Source organism: Burkholderia sp. Bp9143 (assembly GCF_003853645.1).
In the GTDB taxonomy this organism is placed as follows: domain Bacteria; phylum Pseudomonadota; class Gammaproteobacteria; order Burkholderiales; family Burkholderiaceae; genus Burkholderia.
Window position 1 is genome coordinate 154,959 of the sequence record NZ_QTPO01000007.1, and the last position, 15,150, is coordinate 170,108.

At 67.6% G+C, this 15,150-nt stretch carries 16 protein-coding genes; 7 read left to right on the forward strand and 9 right to left on the reverse strand.

Annotated elements, in window-relative coordinates; translation table 11 throughout:
- Positions 1–2 precede the first annotated feature (2 nt).
- A complete protein-coding gene (opcM, locus tag DIE23_RS07400) occupies positions 3–1,538 on the forward strand; it encodes a multidrug efflux transporter outer membrane subunit OpcM (RefSeq protein WP_124611505.1) in 1,536 nt (511 codons plus the stop codon).
- 91 nt (positions 1,539–1,629) lie between these two features.
- Here opcM and DIE23_RS07405 read toward each other — a convergent pair whose 3' ends face one another.
- The 4 genes from DIE23_RS07405 to DIE23_RS07425 all read right to left on the reverse strand — a co-directional run bounded on the left by DIE23_RS07405 (position 1,630) and on the right by DIE23_RS07425 (position 3,759).
- Positions 1,630–1,794, reverse strand: coding sequence for a hypothetical protein (locus tag DIE23_RS07405; RefSeq protein ID WP_260435988.1), 165 nt, complete (start codon positions 1,792–1,794; stop codon positions 1,630–1,632).
- A gap of 256 nt (positions 1,795–2,050) precedes the next feature.
- Positions 2,051–2,449: a PIN domain-containing protein gene (locus DIE23_RS07415; protein WP_124611506.1), complete on the reverse strand. Its 399-nt coding sequence runs from the start codon at positions 2,447–2,449 to the stop codon at positions 2,051–2,053.
- Positions 2,446–2,691, reverse strand: coding sequence for an AbrB/MazE/SpoVT family DNA-binding domain-containing protein (locus DIE23_RS07420; protein ID WP_124611507.1), 246 nt, complete (start codon positions 2,689–2,691; stop codon positions 2,446–2,448). The genes DIE23_RS07415 and DIE23_RS07420 overlap by 4 nt, the downstream gene beginning before the upstream one ends.
- Before the next feature lie 177 nt (positions 2,692–2,868).
- Positions 2,869–3,759: a LysR family transcriptional regulator gene (locus DIE23_RS07425; RefSeq protein WP_124611508.1), complete on the reverse strand. Its 891-nt coding sequence runs from the start codon at positions 3,757–3,759 to the stop codon at positions 2,869–2,871.
- A 98-nt stretch (positions 3,760–3,857) separates the two neighbouring features.
- Between DIE23_RS07425 and DIE23_RS07430 the strand changes: the two genes are divergently transcribed.
- On the forward strand, positions 3,858–4,298 hold the full coding sequence (locus tag DIE23_RS07430) for a PACE efflux transporter (protein WP_124611509.1): 441 nt from the start codon (positions 3,858–3,860) through the stop codon (positions 4,296–4,298).
- Positions 4,299–4,392: 94 nt separating this feature from the next.
- Here DIE23_RS07430 and DIE23_RS07435 read toward each other — a convergent pair whose 3' ends face one another.
- The 5 genes from DIE23_RS07435 to DIE23_RS07455 form a co-directional block, all read right to left on the reverse strand.
- The gene (locus DIE23_RS07435; RefSeq protein WP_124611510.1) at positions 4,393–5,244 is read right to left on the reverse strand and encodes an alpha/beta fold hydrolase; all 852 of its coding nucleotides are present in this window, start codon (positions 5,242–5,244) and stop codon (positions 4,393–4,395) included.
- A gap of 259 nt (positions 5,245–5,503) precedes the next feature.
- Positions 5,504–5,833: a DUF3579 domain-containing protein gene (locus DIE23_RS07440; protein WP_124611511.1), complete on the reverse strand. Its 330-nt coding sequence runs from the start codon at positions 5,831–5,833 to the stop codon at positions 5,504–5,506.
- A 25-nt stretch (positions 5,834–5,858) separates the two neighbouring features.
- Positions 5,859–7,220, reverse strand: a complete 1,362-nt coding sequence (locus DIE23_RS07445; RefSeq protein ID WP_124611512.1) for a sigma-54 dependent transcriptional regulator — start codon at positions 7,218–7,220, stop codon at positions 5,859–5,861.
- Positions 7,210–9,105 (reverse strand): ATP-binding protein, encoded by a 1,896-nt coding sequence (locus DIE23_RS07450; protein ID WP_124611513.1) that lies wholly within the window; start codon positions 9,103–9,105, stop codon positions 7,210–7,212. Before DIE23_RS07450 ends, DIE23_RS07445 begins: the two co-directional genes overlap by 11 nt.
- Positions 9,106–9,236: 131 nt before the next feature.
- Complete coding sequence (locus DIE23_RS07455) at positions 9,237–10,601, reverse strand: 2-hydroxycarboxylate transporter family protein (protein ID WP_124611514.1); 1,365 nt, start codon at positions 10,599–10,601, stop codon at positions 9,237–9,239.
- A gap of 21 nt (positions 10,602–10,622) precedes the next feature.
- Between DIE23_RS07455 and DIE23_RS39435 the strand changes: the two genes are divergently transcribed.
- The 5 genes from DIE23_RS39435 to DIE23_RS07475 all read left to right on the forward strand — a co-directional run bounded on the left by DIE23_RS39435 (position 10,623) and on the right by DIE23_RS07475 (position 15,144).
- Positions 10,623–10,880, forward strand: a complete 258-nt coding sequence (locus DIE23_RS39435) for a hypothetical protein (protein WP_185646401.1) — start codon at positions 10,623–10,625, stop codon at positions 10,878–10,880.
- 143 nt (positions 10,881–11,023) lie between these two features.
- Entirely contained in the window at positions 11,024–11,854 is an 831-nt protein-coding gene (locus DIE23_RS07460) for a MetQ/NlpA family ABC transporter substrate-binding protein (RefSeq protein ID WP_124611515.1), read from the forward strand.
- Between the two features lie 10 nt (positions 11,855–11,864).
- Positions 11,865–13,283: an LLM class flavin-dependent oxidoreductase gene (locus tag DIE23_RS07465; RefSeq protein WP_124611516.1), complete on the forward strand. Its 1,419-nt coding sequence runs from the start codon at positions 11,865–11,867 to the stop codon at positions 13,281–13,283.
- 18 nt (positions 13,284–13,301) lie between these two features.
- Entirely contained in the window at positions 13,302–14,495 is a 1,194-nt protein-coding gene (locus DIE23_RS07470; protein ID WP_124611517.1) for a methionine ABC transporter ATP-binding protein, read from the forward strand.
- Positions 14,488–15,144, forward strand: coding sequence for a methionine ABC transporter permease (locus DIE23_RS07475; protein WP_124611518.1), 657 nt, complete (start codon positions 14,488–14,490; stop codon positions 15,142–15,144). Before DIE23_RS07470 ends, DIE23_RS07475 begins: the two co-directional genes overlap by 8 nt.
- Positions 15,145–15,150 lie beyond the last annotated feature (6 nt).

A 15,150-nucleotide genomic window follows, 5' to 3' on the forward strand; every position in this document is an offset into this window, starting at 1 on the left:
AGATGGACAACATGCACAACTCGAATGGCCTGATGCGTTTCGCGAAGGTGGCGGCCGCGAGCACCCTGCTCGCGACGCTGCTCGCCGCGTGCGCGGTAGGGCCCGACTACAAGCGCCCGGATGTGTCGACACCCGCGGCGTTCAAGGAAGCGCCGACCCTCGCGGCCGGCGAACAGGCCGGCACATGGAAGACCGCCGAACCGGCGGACGGCGAGCATCGCGGCGAATGGTGGAAGGTGTTCGGCGATCCGGTGCTCGACTCGCTCGAGTCGCAGGCGCTGGCCGCGAACCAGAACCTGAAGGCCGCGGCGGCGCGCGTCGAGGAAGCGCGGGCGGCGACGCGTACCGCGCGTTCGCAGTGGTTCCCGCAGGTCGGCGCCGGGTTCGGGCCGACCCGCGAGGGGCTGTCGTCGGCGTCACAGTTCCAGCCGCAGGGCACGGGCCCGACCACCGCGACGCTGTGGCGCGCGCAGGGCACGGTGTCGTACGAGGCCGACCTGTTCGGCCGCGTGAGCCGCAACGTCGAGGCGTCGCGCGCCGACCAGGCGCAGAGCGAAGCGCTGTTCCGTTCGGTGCAGCTTGCGCTGCAGGCGGACGTCGCGCAGAACTACTTCGAACTGCGCCAGCTCGACTCGGACCAGGACCTGTACCGCCGCACGGTCGAACTGCGTGACCAGGCGCTGAAGCTCGTGCAACGTCGCTTCAACGAAGGCGACATCAGCGAGCTCGACGTGTCGCGCGCGAAGAACGAACTGGCGACCGCGCAGGCCGATGCGGTCGGCGTCGCGCGCCGGCGCGCGGCGTCCGAGCATGCGCTTGCGATCCTGCTCGGCAAGGCGCCCGCGGACTTCGCGTTCAAGGAAACGCCGATCGTGCCGGTCGCGGTGAAGGTCCCGGCGGGCCTGCCGTCCGCGCTGCTCGAACGCCGCCCGGACGTGTCGGCGGCCGAGCGCGCGATGGCGGCCGCGAACGCGCGGATCGGCCTCGCGAAGTCGGCGTATTTCCCGAAGCTCGATATCACGGGCGCGTTCGGCTATGAGGCGTCGACGCTCGGCAACCTGTTCCTGTGGTCGAGCCGCACGTTCCTGCTCGGGCCGTTCGCCGGCACCGCGCTGACGCTGCCGCTGTTCGACGGCGGGCGGCGTGCGGCCGGCGTGCAGCAGGCGCGCGCGCAGTACGACGAGCAGGTTGCGAACTACCGGCAGCAGGTGCTCGTCGCGTTCCGCGAGGTCGAGGACAATCTCGCCGATCTGCGCCTGCTCGACGATCAGATTCGCGCGCAGGATGCGGCCGTCAATGCGTCGCGCCGTGCGGCGACGCTGTCGCGTACGCAATATCAGGAAGGTGAAGTGGCCTATCTCGACGTGATCGACAGCGAGCGGTCGGTGCTGCAGTCGCAATTGCAGGCGAATCAGTTGACTGGTGCGCAGGCGGTGTCGACCGTGAACCTGATCCGCGCGCTCGGCGGCGGGTGGGGCGCGGCGCCGGCCGCCGTCGGCGATGCGGCGACGGGCAAGCAGGAAGTCGCCGTGCGTTGAGGCGTCGGTGCGCGTCGTGGTTCGCCATGCGTCACCGAAACCGGTGCTTGATTGAAGAACCCCGATCCGTGGCGACGCGGATCGGGGTTTTTCATGCGCGCGGCTCCGGGTCCGACTGCACATCCGTGCGCTCGGCGATCACCACCGCGTATCGGCCGACCGCGGCAGCGATCCGCTCCGCCGGCACGGGATCGCGCACCGCGCGGGCGAGCCTGACGCCGCCGGACAGCAGCAGATCTGGGTGAACGTCGTTCACGCGGTTGACGGCGGATGGGGCATTGCCGGACGCCGTTACGACAACGCATCGCTGGTCGATTCGATCAAGGGGGCGGTGGTGACGCGCTAATCGCAACTAACGGTCAAACGGCCATGCATTGACCGACGGCGTGGCGGCAGTCGCCGCCACGCCGGTTAACGTGGAAGATCAGTACTATGCGGTGGATGAACGGTGCTGTGCCACGTCTAGTCAGGCGCGGTTCAACCGACGTTGCGCTTGTCGGCTCGCGCCAAGATCACTTGATCAAACGCATCCCGGCGACCTTCGAGGCCATCACGTCGAAAGTTGCCGTGTACTCGCACTCGGCGGCGTGCCCCGACCGCTCGATCAGGCAGTCCGCGAAATCGGCCTTCGCAGATGCCACGAAGGCGCGAAGCGCTTTTCGCACCGTGTCCGCACCTTCAACGACCAATTCCTTGGTCGCGATCATCGAATCGATAATGTCCTTCATCTGCTCACGCTCGACGTCGTAGCAGCGACCGAGCACCCACACGACCTCGACCAGAGCGACCTGCGAAACGTACCCCGGCCGTTCGGTCGACAGGGTCTCCATCAGTGCCGTCGCCTTCTTCGACTGCACGGCGTCGTCCTGGGCGAAGTAACGAACCAGCACGTTCGTATCCAGTCCGATCATCGTGCGGATGCCCCCTGCTCGGCAATGGCCCGGTTCATGTCCTCGAGCGACACCGGTTTCGCGGGCTTCCTCACGATGCCCTTGAGCGACGCGAGCGAGTGCGTGGCCGGATAGACCTCATACCGGCCCGTGGTCTCGTTGAAGCTGAATTCGATCCGGTCGCCGGACCGCAAGCCGAGCTGATTGCGCACGTCCACGGGGATCGTGACCTGACCCTTCGAAGTGATAGTTGCTGCGGTCATAGTAATACCTCCAATATGCCTTACTTTAAGGTAAGGAGATAAAAAAGACAAGGTCGAGCCGTAGACGCATCGTCGTCCAATGAACCCCGAGATTGGCAGGCGTCACTTGCCGAGGTCGATAGTGGCGACAGCGTCTAGCTGCTCGCGTTCGGACACCGTCGCCAAGTACGGATACCTCTAATTTTCATCGCCTCCAGCCCGCAGTGCCCGCACCAGTTCGCTGGCTGCCTTGCCGAGCCCCGCGTGCTTCGGCCGGCGCAGATACACGGGCAGCGGCAGCCCGTTGCGGATGTTCGCGAACACGAGCGGCGCGAGCTCGCCGGCGGCGACATGCCGGCCGATCAGCGATTCGGGCAGGTTCGCCCAGCCGTGCCCGGCCTTCACGAGCGCGATCGCGGTGGCCATGTCGGTCACCTTCCACGTGCGGTTGCCGATCACGGGGCGCACGTCGGAGAGCGGCCGTTCCGGATCGGCGATCACGATCTGCCGGAACCCCGACAAGCGCTCGATCGCCTCGGGATGCGCGGCTTCGGCGATCGACGGATGACCGGGCGCGGCGACGGCGATCAGCGTCTCGGTCCACAGTGCGTGGATCTGTTCCTGCGGATGAAGATCGAGCCCGCCGTACGCGATGCAGAGATCGACGGCACCGCGATGCAGCGCGTCGACGATCGCGTCCTGCGGCGCGGTGACGATGCTGATCGCGAGCGCCGGATACGTCACGGCGACGGCCGTCAGTGCACGCGCAACGGGTGCGCCGTCGAGCTCCGCCGCGAGTCCGAGCCGCAGCGTGTCCTCGACGCCTTCCGACAGATGCTGCGCATGCGCGCGCAGCGCCTGCAGCCGTTCGGCGATCGACCGCGCATCGGGCAGCAGTGCGGCCATCGCGGCAGTCGGTGTCGGCTCGCGCGTGCCGCGGTCGAACAGCACGAGGTCCAGCTCGGCCTCGAGGTTCGCGATCGCCATGCTGACCGCCGACGGCGTGCGGCCGAGCGCACGCGCGGCTGCCGAGAACGAGCCTTGGTCGATGACAGTCAGCAGCATGTCGATGTGGTCGCTGGTCAGCATCGCGGCCTCCTGTCAGAAAAATTGAAAGGACCTGACTTTTGCGGATTGGGTACCCACAGCTAGTCTCGCCACCTTGTTCGATTCGAAGGGAGCGGTTCATGCAGGGGTGGAAGAGACGCGTAGTTTACGTCGTGATGTTCGAGGTGCTCGGCATCCTGATCGCGTCGACGGTGCTTGGCATGCTGAGCGGCGCGAGCGCGGAGACGAGCGGCCTATTGGGTGTGATGATCTCGACGACGGGCGTCACCGTCAATTTCCTGTACAACCTCGCGTTCGAGGCGTGGGAGCGGCGGCGTGCGGAAACCACGCGCACCGTCGGGCGGCGCGTCGTGCATGCGATCGGATTCCAGGTCGCGCTCGTGACGTTCCTGATCCCGCTGATCGCGTGGTGGCTCGACGTGTCGCTGCTGCAGGCGTTCCTGTACGACGCGGTGCTGATCGTGTTCTTCCCGATCTTCACGTTCGCGTACAACTGGTCGTTCGACAGCGTGTTCGGATTGCCGGATGCGGTGACGCGCAAGCCCGAACCAGTCGCGTAACGCATAGGAAGACGAAGCGATGCGGGACAGCCCGCATCGTTTCGCCAGGAAAGAAAAGGGGAGTAACGGGCGGAACGCATGCCGCCCGCGAGCGTTACGCGGCGACGAACTCGTGCACGTAACGGTTGAACACCGCGGGGCTCGCCGCGTTCATCCCGTGCGACGCACCGGCGACGGTCTGCCGTTGTGCATCGCCGATCCACTGCGACAGCGTGTCGACGTTGTTGCGGAACATCTTCGGGCTGCGCTGGCCGTCGATCAGCAGCGTGCGGCACGCGATATCCGACGCCGTGTGCTGCGAATACGCGGGCAGCGGATCTTGCAGTTGCTTCGGCAGCGTGCTCGCGTTGTCGATCGCCATCGTGCGAAAGCGCGACGTGCTCTTCTTCCATGCGCCGGGCAGGCTCACCGAGTCGACGAACATCTCGAGGCCGGCTTCCACTTCGCCTTGCCCGATCAGGTTCACGGCTTTCGTGCGCAGCGCGATCGCGGCGGCCGGCAGCGCGGCTTCGCGCACGCCCGGCTGTTGCAGCGGGCCGCCCGGATCGGCGAGCGTCAGCGTGTCGACGAGTTGCGGATGCTGGCGCGCGACGTTGAACGCGACGCTGCCGCCACGCGAGTGGCCGACGAGATGCACGGGGCCGAGATCGAGCGCGTCGATGAATTCGGCGAGCTCGTCGACGTGGTTCTGCCAGCCGAACTCGTCCTGGATGCCCGCTTCGACTGCCGGCCAGTAGTGGCTCAGGCTGGGCGCGATGCAGCGGTAGTGTGCCGACAGCGAGGCGAGTTGCGGATCCCAGTAACGGTAGTCGCACAACGATCCGTGCACGAACACCATCGGCGCGCCGCTGCCCCGCTCGACATACGGCAGGCTGATGCCTGACGAAAGCGTCGCAAATTGCAGGTCGGGGTTCGCGAGCACCGAAGGCTCGATTCGCATGTTCATGACTGAAAACTCGTTGGGTGCGTCATCACGTCGCAACTATGCATCACGGCGACCTGCAAGGAAAACGCATAATTTTCATCGTGACGATCAATTTTATTGATGGCTCGGCTGAGAACCCTTGTCGCAGCGTGGGGATGAGGCGCACCCTTCAATCATCTGATGATTGATTCAGCAGTTGAAAGCGCGTGCAAATGCCTGCGCACGCACGCATCGGGGAGCGAGGGAAAAGGGGAAAAGGCTGCCGAACGCGGCCCACGCGTCACCGCACCGCCAGCGCGGGCGCGGTCTGAAGCTCGACGGGAAGATCGTTGTCGGCGGCGAACTGCATTGCGAAGTCGAACGCGTCGGCGCACACGTCGCGCAGTTCGTCCGACACGAACAGGCATTTGGCGCCGTCGTCGACGATCGGCATCGCGAGCCGCGACAGCGCGCACGGATAGCCGGGCCGCCGCTCGCCGACGAACAGCGTGATGACGCCCGCGAGCCGTTCGGGCCAGTCGCTCGGGCGGAAGGTTTTCTGCGCGCGGGTCACGCCGCGGATCAGGTGGCCGTCGATACGGCCGCGTTCGGTGATGTCGATGCGATCCATGCTGGGGTGCGTATCCTCGTTCGCGTCATTCGCCGCCGTCGGCCGCCGCGTCGCCGCGCGCGGGAATCCGCAGGTTGCGCAGCTTGTGATAAAGCGTCTTCTTCGGCATGCCGAGTGCAACGCTGGCGTCCGCCACGTTGCCGTTGTGACGTCGCAGCATGTCCTCGATCAGCATCCGCTCGAAATACGCCATCTGCTCGGCAAGCGTGCCGCCGGCCGCCGGTTCGCCGCCGGACGACAGCAGGCTGTCGCCGGTCAGGCCGAGCACGAAGCGATCGGCCACGTTCTGCAGTTCGCGCACGTTGCCGGGCCACGCATGCGTCATCAGTTCGGACACCTGCGCAGCCGTGACGACCGGCGCCGGCTGGCCGAAGCGCCGCGCGGCCGCGAGCACGAAATGCTCGAACAGCAGCGGTACGTCCTCGCGCCGCTCGCGCAGCGGCGGCAGCTCGATCTGCGCGACGTTGAGCCGATACAGCAAATCCGCGCGGAAGCGCCCTTCGGCCGCGAGTTCGGCGAGATCGGCCTTCGACGCGGCGACGATGCGGCAGTCGACCGGAATCAGCTCGTTCGCGCCGAGCCGTTCGACCACGCGCTCCTGCAGCACGCGCAGCATCTTGATCTGGAGCGGAATCGGCATCGTCTCGATTTCGTCGAGGAACAGCGTGCCGCCGTGCGCCCATTCGATCTTGCCGATGCGCTTCTTGATCGCGCCGGTAAACGCGCCGGCCTCATGGCCGAACAGCTCGCTCTCGAACACCTGCTCGGGCAGGCCGCCGCAGTTCAGCGCGACGAAATGCGCGTCGCGCCGGCCGCCGAAGTCGTGCAGGCTGCGTGCGATCAGTTCCTTGCCGGTGCCCGTCTCGCCGGTGATCAGCACCGACACCGACGTATCGGCGAGGCGCAGGATCTTCTTGCGCACGTCGGCCATCGCGGGCGACTTGCCGAGCACGAACGCCTCGATGCCCTGCCAGTTGTTGAGCGCCGCGCGCAGCCCCTGCACCTCGAGCGTGAGCCGGCGCTTTTCGACCGCGCGCGCGACGCGGCCCGCGATCACATCCGACGAAAACGGCTTCTCGATGAAGTCGTACGCGCCGTCCCGCATCGCGCCGACGGCCGTCGAAATGTCGGCGTGGCCGCTGATCAGCACGACCGGGATCTGCGCATCGACGGCCATCACGCGTGCGAGCAGCTGCAGCCCGTCGATGCCCGGCATCCGCACGTCCGACACGATCACGATGGGGGCGCCGGGCGCGACGTGCGCGAGCGCGTCGGCGGCCGACGCGAATGCGTCGACCGGGAACCCGGCGAGCGCGACGGCCTGCTCGACGCCGATCCGGACGTTTTCATCGTCCTCGACGACCAGCACGCGAATCTCATCTTCCATGCTCTGTCCTTTGTTGCGGCGTCGCCGCCGCGAATTCGATGGTGAACTGCGCGCCGCCTGCGTCGCGGTTCGTCGCGGCGATCTTCGCGCCGAACGCCTCGACGATGCGCGACGTGATCGCGAGGCCGAGCCCGAGACCCTGGCCGCGCGGCTTGGTGGTGACGAACGGCTCGAACAGGTGCGGCAGCACCTCGGGCGCGATGCCGGCGCCGCTGTCGGCCACCGTGAAGCGCACGCGGCCAGCCTCGTCCGCCTCGTCCGCATTGGCGGCTTCGATGACGATGCGCCGCACGGGCGCGCCGTGCACCGCGTCGAGCGCGTTGCCGAGCAGGTTCACGATCACCTGCTGCAACTGGCTCGATTCCGCGGACACCGTGGTGCCGGGCGCGATGTTCACGTCGAGCTGCACGCCTTCGTCGCGGATCCGCGCGTCGTAGATGAGCCGCGCATGCGCGACGGCCTCGTTCAGCGACACGGCGACGCGCTCGACGTCGGGCTTGCGCGCGAAGGTCTTCAGCTCGCCGGTGAGCACGGCCATGCTGTCGACCAGCTTGCCGATCCGTTCGAGATTGGCGTAGGCCGGTGCCGGCTGGCCGCGCTCGAAGAACGTGCGCGCGTTGTCGCACAGCGTGCGGATCGCGACGAGCGGCTGGTTCAGCTCGTGCGTGAGGCCGGCGGCCATCTGCCCGAGCACCGCGAGCTTGCCGGCGTGCACGACTTCCTGCTGCGAATCGCGTAGCCGCTGCTCGGTGCGTTCGCGTTCGGCGATCTCGCGCTGCATCCGCTCGTTCGCGGCCGTCAACGCGGCCGTGCGCTGCGCGACGGTCAGCTCGAGCTGGTCGTTCGCGCGGCGCAGCGCGTCCTGCGCGTTCAGCCGCGCGACGATCGCCCGGCGGCGCTGGATCGCGTAGCCGACCAGCAGCGCGGCAATCAGGAACGCGCCGGTGACGAACACGAACGCGGTCTGCTGCTGGCGCCGCGCGCTGGCGATGTCGAGCAGCACCATCAGCGAATCGCCGGCCTGCGGCGCGGGGCGCGACATCACGAGATAGCGCGTGTTGCGGCCGGCGTGACGCGGGTCGGGGAACGTGCCGAACCACGCGGCGGCGCTGCGATCGCCGATGTGGCGGTACGGCAGCACGTCGACCGTGCGGCCCGCGTATTGCCGCGACGCCTGGATGTCGCGCTGCTGCTGCGCGGTGATCGGGCGCAGCGCGGTGAATTTCCACGCCGGCTCGGTCGAGATCACGACCACGCCGTTGCCGTCGACCACCATCGCCGCGACGCCCGGCGCGCGCCACGCGGATTCGAGCGGGTCGACGCTGATCTTCACCGCCGCCGCGCCGATCGGCACGCCGTCGTCGCGCACCGCGCTCGCGAAATAGACGCCCGGCACGCCGGTATTGGTGCCGATCCCGAAGAAGCGGCCGCTGCCGTGTGCCAGGGCATCCTTGAAGTACGGCCGGTACGACACGTTGGTGCCGACGAAGCTGATCGTCTCGTTCCAGTTGCTGGCGGCGATCACTTCTCCGCGCAGGTCGATCACGTCGACGGCACCGCTGCCCGCGTCGCGGTTCACGGCTTCGAGATAGGTGTTGACCGAATGGACGAGATCGGGCGCGTCGTGCGGTGCGGCCTTCAGCATCGCGCGGACGCTGTCCTGCCGCGCGACCAGGCCGGGCAGGATCTCGAAGCGGCCGAGCTCGCTCTTCAGGCTCGACGCATACAGGTCGAGCCGGTGCGCGCCGGTTTCCTCGAGCGCGTCGATCGCGCGTTCCCACGCGAAATCGACGGCCGCGCCCGCCACGCCGACATACAGCACGGCGGCCGACGCCCAGCCCCACCACGGGATTCCCTTGAAGCTCTTCTGCACGTTCGCCCTCATCGAAGCCCGCAACCGGTCGTCAGCAACCGGCCCTCCGCGACCGCCCCGCTGGAACGACGCGCGCCGCGCGCCGGCAGAGCCGGCGGCGGCGCGTGCGAAGCAGCCTGCGCGACGGTGCGCGCAGCGGCGCGTCATCCGAAGTGCGCGACCAGGATCAGCGTCACCGTGACGACGATCGCGCCGCCGATGCGCGTCGCGATCTGCGCGAACGGCATCAGCTGCATCCGGTTCGCGGCGGTCAGGATCGCGACGTCGCCGGTGCCGCCTTGCCCGCTGTGGCAGGCGTTCACGATTGCGGTGTCGATAGGGTACATCTTCAGCAGGCGTCCGACCACGAAACCGGTGCCCATCAGTGTCGCGACGGTCGACACGATCGTGACGACGTTGACGATCGTGAAGGCGGCGGTCAGCTTGTCCCACGGCGTCATCGCGACGCCAATCGCAAACAGCAGCGGATACGTGACGGCGGTCGAGAAGAACTTGTAGACGACGAACGCGCCTTCCTGCAGCGGCGGCGACACCGCGCGCGCGAGCTTCACCAGCACCGCGAGGAACAGCATTGCGACCGGTGCGGGCAGGCCGAACAGCTTGTGCGCCATCAGGCCGACGAGGTACAGCGTGATCGCCGTGATGCCGGCGCCCGCGATGTGCGTGACGTCGACGTGGCCGCGGATTTCCTCGTTTTCCGGCGTCATGTCGCCGCTTTCGCCGACCTGCAGGCGGCCGTTGCCGGTCAGGTGCGGCAGGCGCTTGCCGAGCATGTCGAGCGCGCCCGACAGGATGATCGCGGTCAGGCTGCCCAGCATCACCGGCGGCAGCACCATCGCGAACATCTCGCCCTGCGGCAGGTGCATCAGTTCCGAATAGCCGATCGACAGCGGAATCGCGCCTTCGCCGACGCCGCCCGCCATGATCGGCACGACGATGTACAGCAGCGTGTGGCGCGCGCCGAGGCCGAGCGCGGTGCCGACCGCCGTGCCGACGATCGCGGCCGCGACCGAGCCGGCGGCGAGCGGAATGAAGATCTTCACGAAGCCCTGGATCAGCACGCGCCGGTCCATGCTCAGAATGCTGCCGACGATGATCGACGCGATGAACAGGTACAGGAAGTTCGTCGACTTCGTGAACTCGACCGTCAGGTTCAGCACCGGCTTCGGCAGCACGTGGTAGTAGGTGAGCGCCGACGGCACGAAGGTCGCGAAGATCGCGGCCGCGCCGATGTTGCGCAGCAGCGGCAGCCGCTTGCCGAGTTCGGCGCAGGTGAAGCCGAAGAACGCGAGCACGGCGATCGCCATCGAGATTTCGCCGGGCACCTTGCCCGTGACCGCGAAACCGACGATCAGCCCGAACAGGATCACGTAGACCGGCAGCGGGATGATGCCGATACGGATTTCCATGAGCTTCCACCAGCCTTCCGGCCAGAAGCGTTCGCGCGTGGCGGGACCGGCTTCGGCAATGGCCTCAGGACGGGATTGGGTATGGATAGAGGTCTGCAAGACGTGTCTCCTGATGTTGGAATGCCTGCATGGCTTCGCGGCATCGTGTGCCGTCTATTACGCAACCCCCGTGCCAGGAAGCCGGCCTGGCGGAATATTTTCAACGCATTGATTTATAAGGGATTTGTTTCGTCTGCGGAAAGGGTTGCCGCGATCGGCTGGCCGAGATTTCGGAATCCGCCCGTCGGTCAGGCCGAGATTTCGGCCAAACGGCCGGCCGGCACCGGCCCGGGCATCGGATCGCGCGCCATATCGCCGCACGCGATTTTCTTCGCATAATCGCTTCGTAGACCGCCCTCCCGCCGCTCTCTATCATCGGCTGACCTTTTCCGATGCGACGACGACTGTCCGGAGAACGCCCGCGCGTTCGCCGCGGCGTCGCTCATCCGTCGATACCGTCTTTGGACAGGAGAGTGGTTCCCATGCTGCATGCCGTTTTTTCCGCCCGCTTTTGCTCCGGCCGCGTGGCCCGCCTGCTGGCAGCGGCGCTGCTCGGCGTCGTGATGCTGAATGACGCCCGCGCCGACACCGCGCCATTGAAGGTCGGCCTCTCGACGAGCCCGCAGATCGACGCGCTGAAGATCGCCGCGAAGGAGGCGAAGGCGCAGGGCCTCGACGTGCGGATCGTCGAGTTCACCGACTGGAATACGCCGAACGCGGCGCTCGCGAACAAGGACATCGACGTCAACTACTTCCAGCACATCCCGTTTCTCGAGAACGCGAAGAAGCAGGGCGGCTACGACTTCGTCTCGATCGCGCCGGGCACGATCATGAAGATCGGCCTCTATTCGAAGAAGGTGAAGCGCTTCGACGAGTTGAAGGACGGCGCGCGCGTCGCGATCGCGAACGATCCGGTGAACGGCGGACGCGGGCTGTTGCTGCTGCAGCGCGCGGGCCTCATCACGCTGAAGCCGGGCACCGATTACCGCGCGACGACGCATGACATCGTGTCCAACCCGAAGCATCTGAAGATCATCCCGCTCGAGGCGTCGCAGCTCGCGCGCTCGCTCGACGACGTCGACCTCGCGCAGGGCTACCCGAGCTTCATCAAGCTCGCGGGCACGACCGACCCGAACAGCGCGCTGCTGTTCGACGGCACCGAGAACAAGAACTTCGCGATCCAGTGGGTCGTGCGGCCCGAGAGCGTGAACGATCCGCGCATCCGCAAGTTCATCGCGATCTACCAGCACTCGCCGGCCGTGCGCAAGGCGCTCGACAACGCGTTCGGCTCGCTGTACGCGATCGCGTGGTGACGGGGGCGACATGACGACGGCGAACCGCAAGAAGATCCTGCTCAACGCGTTCAACATGAACTGCGTCGGGCACATCAACCACGGGCTGTGGACGCATCCGCGCGACCGCTCCGCGCACTACACCGATCTCGACTACTGGGCCGACCTCGCGAAGACGCTCGAACGCGGCAAGTTCGACGGGATCTTTCTCGCGGACATCGTCGGCGTGTACGACGTGTTCGGCGGCGGCCCGGACGCCGCGCTGCGCGAATCGGTGCAGGTGCCCGTCAACGATCCGCTGCTGCTCGTGCCCGCGATGGCGCAGGTCACGCAACATCTGGGCTTCGGCGTGACCGCGAACCTGACCTACGAGCCGCCTTACCTGTTCGCGCGCCGCATGTCGACGCTCGATCACCTGACGAAGGGGCGCGTCGGCTGGAACATCGTGACCGGCTATCTCGACAGCGCCGCGCGCGGCATGGGCCTCGCACAGCAGATCGGCCACGACGACCGCTACGAACGCGCGGACGACTACATGGACGTCGTCTACAAGCTGTGGGAACAGAGCTGGGACGACGACGCGGTGATCCGCGACGCGCAGGCGCGCGTGTTCGCGCAGCCGGGCAAGGTGCGGCGCGTGAAGCACGACGGGCCGTTCTATTCGGTCGACGCGATTCACCTGAGCGAACCGTCGCTGCAGCGCACGCCAGTGCTGTACCAGGCCGGTTCGTCCGCGCGCGGCGTCGAGTTCGCGGGGCGGCATGCGGAGTGCGTGTTCGTGAACGGACAGAGCAAGACCGCCGCGCGCGCGGCGGCGCTGGATATTCGCGCGGCCGCCGCACGGCAGGGGCGCGACCCGGCATCGATCAGGATCTTCGCGGGCGTGAGCGTCGTGACCGCCGAGACCGAGCGGCTCGCGCGCGCGAAGTTCGACGAATACCGGCGCTACGCGAGCCCGGAAGCCGGCCTCGCGCATTTCGCGAGTTCGACCGGGATCGACTTCGCGAAGTACGGCCTCGACGAGCCGATCTCGTACGTGAAGACCGATTCGATCCAGTCGGCCGTCGACGCGATCTCGCGCAAGAGCACGACCGGCACGTGGACCGTGCGCCGGATGCTCGAACAGATGTCGCTCGGCGGCCGTTATGCGCCGATCGTCGGTTCGCCGTCGCAGGTCGCGGATGAACTGCAGTCGTGGATCGACGAGACGGGCATCGACGGTTTCAACCTGACGCGCACCGTGATGCCCGAGTCGTTCGAGGATTTCGTCGACTGGGTCGTGCCCGAACTGCAGAACCGCGGCATCTACAAGGAAGACTACGACCCCGCACCGACGCTGCGCGAGAAGCTGTTCGGCGCCGGCGCGCGGCTGCCGGCCTGGCACACGGGCGCGCGGCACCGGCCGGCTGCCGTGCCGGCGACGGAAGCCGCGCATCCCGCGCATGCATGAACGTGACGGAGCGAAGCGATGACGCAATTGTTCGATACGCTGGGTTTCATCGAGACGTCCGCCGTGCGGGCCGGCGCCGGTGTTGGCGCAGAGGCGCATGAGTCGCATGACGAATCGGCCGCACGCGCCGACGGCACCGCCGTGTCGCTCGCGCACGTCGGCAAGGTGTTCGCGACGCCGCGCGGCCAGGCTGCCGCGCTGCGCGACGTGACGCTCGACGTGCGGCGCGGCGAGGTGTTCGGCATCATCGGCCGCAGCGGTGCCGGCAAGTCGACCCTGCTGAGGCTCGTCAATGGCCTCGAACGCCCGAGTTCCGGCACCGTGCGCGTGCAGGGCGTCGACGTCGGCGCGCTCGACGAGGACGGGCTCGTCGCGCTGCGGCGTCGCACTGGCATGGTGTTCCAGCATTTCAACCTGCTGTCGGCGAAGACGGTGTTCGAGAACGTCGCGCTACCGCTGAAGATCGCTGGTGTGCCGAAGGCCGAGCGTACGCGCAGGGCCGAGGCGCTGCTCGACCTCGTTGGGCTTGCCGCGAAGCGCGACGCGTATCCGGCGAGCCTGTCGGGCGGCCAGAAGCAGCGCGTCGGCATCGCGCGGGCGCTGGTGCACGACCCGGAGGTGCTGCTGTGCGACGAGGCGACGTCGGCGCTCGATCCCGAGACGACGCAAGCGATCCTCGCGCTGCTCGCCGACATCAACCGCCGCCTCGGGCTGACGATCGTGCTGATCACGCACGAGATGGAAGTGATCCGCGCGGTGTGCGACACGGTCGCGGTGATCGAACAGGGCGAGGTCGTCGAAACGGGCCCGGTGTGGCGCGTGTTCGGCGATCCGCGTCACGGCGCGACGCGCGCGCTGCTCAGCACGCTCGTGCACGACCTGCCCGCCGAACTGGCCGCGCGCGTGCGGCCGTTGCCCGAGCAGGCCGCGCTGCCTGACGGCGCGCAGGTCGTGCTGGACGTCCGCTATACGGGCGAAAGCGGCGGTGAGCCGGACGTCGGCGCGCTCGCGGCGGCGCTCGGCGGCTCGGTGCGCTTCCTGCACGGCGGGATCGAGCGGATCCAGGGGCGTGCGCAAGGGCGTCTCGTGATCGCGGCATCGCCGCGCGCGGACGACGCGCGGGAGTCGCCGGCACACGGCTGCGCGGTCGCCGCGTTGCTCGAACACGCGCGCCGCCATGCGAATCACGCGGAGGTGCTCGGCTATGTTTGAACTCTGGTGGCCCGAACTGCTGGACGCGATCCGCGACACGCTGTCGATGGTCGCCACCTCGGCCGCGATTGCGGCGCTGATCGGCATCCCGCTCGCGGTGATCCTCGTGACGACCGCGCCCGGCGGCATTTACGCGCGGCGCGGCGTGAACGCGGTGCTCGGCGCGCTCGTCAACGTGTTCCGCTCGACGCCATTCATCATCCTGCTCGTCGCGCTGCTGCCGTTCACGCGCGTGCTGATCGGCACGACGATCGGTGTGTGGGCGGCTGTCGTGCCGCTGTCGATCGCCGCGATTCCGTTCTTCGCGCGGATTGCCGAAGTGAGCCTGCGCGAAGTCGATCGCGGGCTGATCGAGGCCGCGCTCGCGATGGGCGCGAAACGCCGCCACATCGTGTGGCACGTGCTGTTGCCGGAGGCGCTGCCCGGCATGCTCGGCGGGTTCACGATCACCGTCGTCGCGCTGATTGGCTCGACCGCGATGGCGGGCGCCGTCGGCGCGGGCGGGCTCGGCGATCTCGCGATCCGCTATGGCTATCAGCGTTTCGACACCACCGTCATGGTGACCGTGATCGTGATCCTGATCGCCCTCGTTTCGGCCGTGCAAATCACGGGCGACCGCCTGGTCCGACGCGTGACCCGGCGTACCTGAGCGGTG

Excerpts from the sequence above, each read along its gene's own strand:
- opcM (WP_124611505.1), top strand. The coding sequence starts at position 3 with ATGGACAACATGCACAACTCGAATGGCCTGATGCGTTTCGCGAAGGTG.
- DIE23_RS07415 (WP_124611506.1), bottom strand. The coding sequence starts at position 2,449 with ATGATCGGACTGGATACGAACGTGCTGGTTCGTTACTTCGCCCAGGAC.
- DIE23_RS07420 (WP_124611507.1), bottom strand. The coding sequence starts at position 2,691 with ATGACCGCAGCAACTATCACTTCGAAGGGTCAGGTCACGATCCCCGTG.
- DIE23_RS07425 (WP_124611508.1), bottom strand. The coding sequence starts at position 3,759 with ATGCTGACCAGCGACCACATCGACATGCTGCTGACTGTCATCGACCAA.
- DIE23_RS07430 (WP_124611509.1), top strand. The coding sequence starts at position 3,858 with ATGCAGGGGTGGAAGAGACGCGTAGTTTACGTCGTGATGTTCGAGGTG.
- DIE23_RS07435 (WP_124611510.1), bottom strand. The coding sequence starts at position 5,244 with ATGAACATGCGAATCGAGCCTTCGGTGCTCGCGAACCCCGACCTGCAA.
- DIE23_RS07440 (WP_124611511.1), bottom strand. The coding sequence starts at position 5,833 with ATGGATCGCATCGACATCACCGAACGCGGCCGTATCGACGGCCACCTG.
- DIE23_RS07445 (WP_124611512.1), bottom strand. The coding sequence starts at position 7,220 with ATGGAAGATGAGATTCGCGTGCTGGTCGTCGAGGACGATGAAAACGTC.
- DIE23_RS07450 (WP_124611513.1), bottom strand. The coding sequence starts at position 9,105 with ATGAGGGCGAACGTGCAGAAGAGCTTCAAGGGAATCCCGTGGTGGGGC.
- DIE23_RS39435 (WP_185646401.1), top strand. The coding sequence starts at position 10,623 with ATGCCTGCATGGCTTCGCGGCATCGTGTGCCGTCTATTACGCAACCCC.
- DIE23_RS07460 (WP_124611515.1), top strand. The coding sequence starts at position 11,024 with ATGCTGCATGCCGTTTTTTCCGCCCGCTTTTGCTCCGGCCGCGTGGCC.
- DIE23_RS07465 (WP_124611516.1), top strand. The coding sequence starts at position 11,865 with ATGACGACGGCGAACCGCAAGAAGATCCTGCTCAACGCGTTCAACATG.
- DIE23_RS07470 (WP_124611517.1), top strand. The coding sequence starts at position 13,302 with ATGACGCAATTGTTCGATACGCTGGGTTTCATCGAGACGTCCGCCGTG.
- DIE23_RS07475 (WP_124611518.1), top strand. The coding sequence starts at position 14,488 with ATGTTTGAACTCTGGTGGCCCGAACTGCTGGACGCGATCCGCGACACG.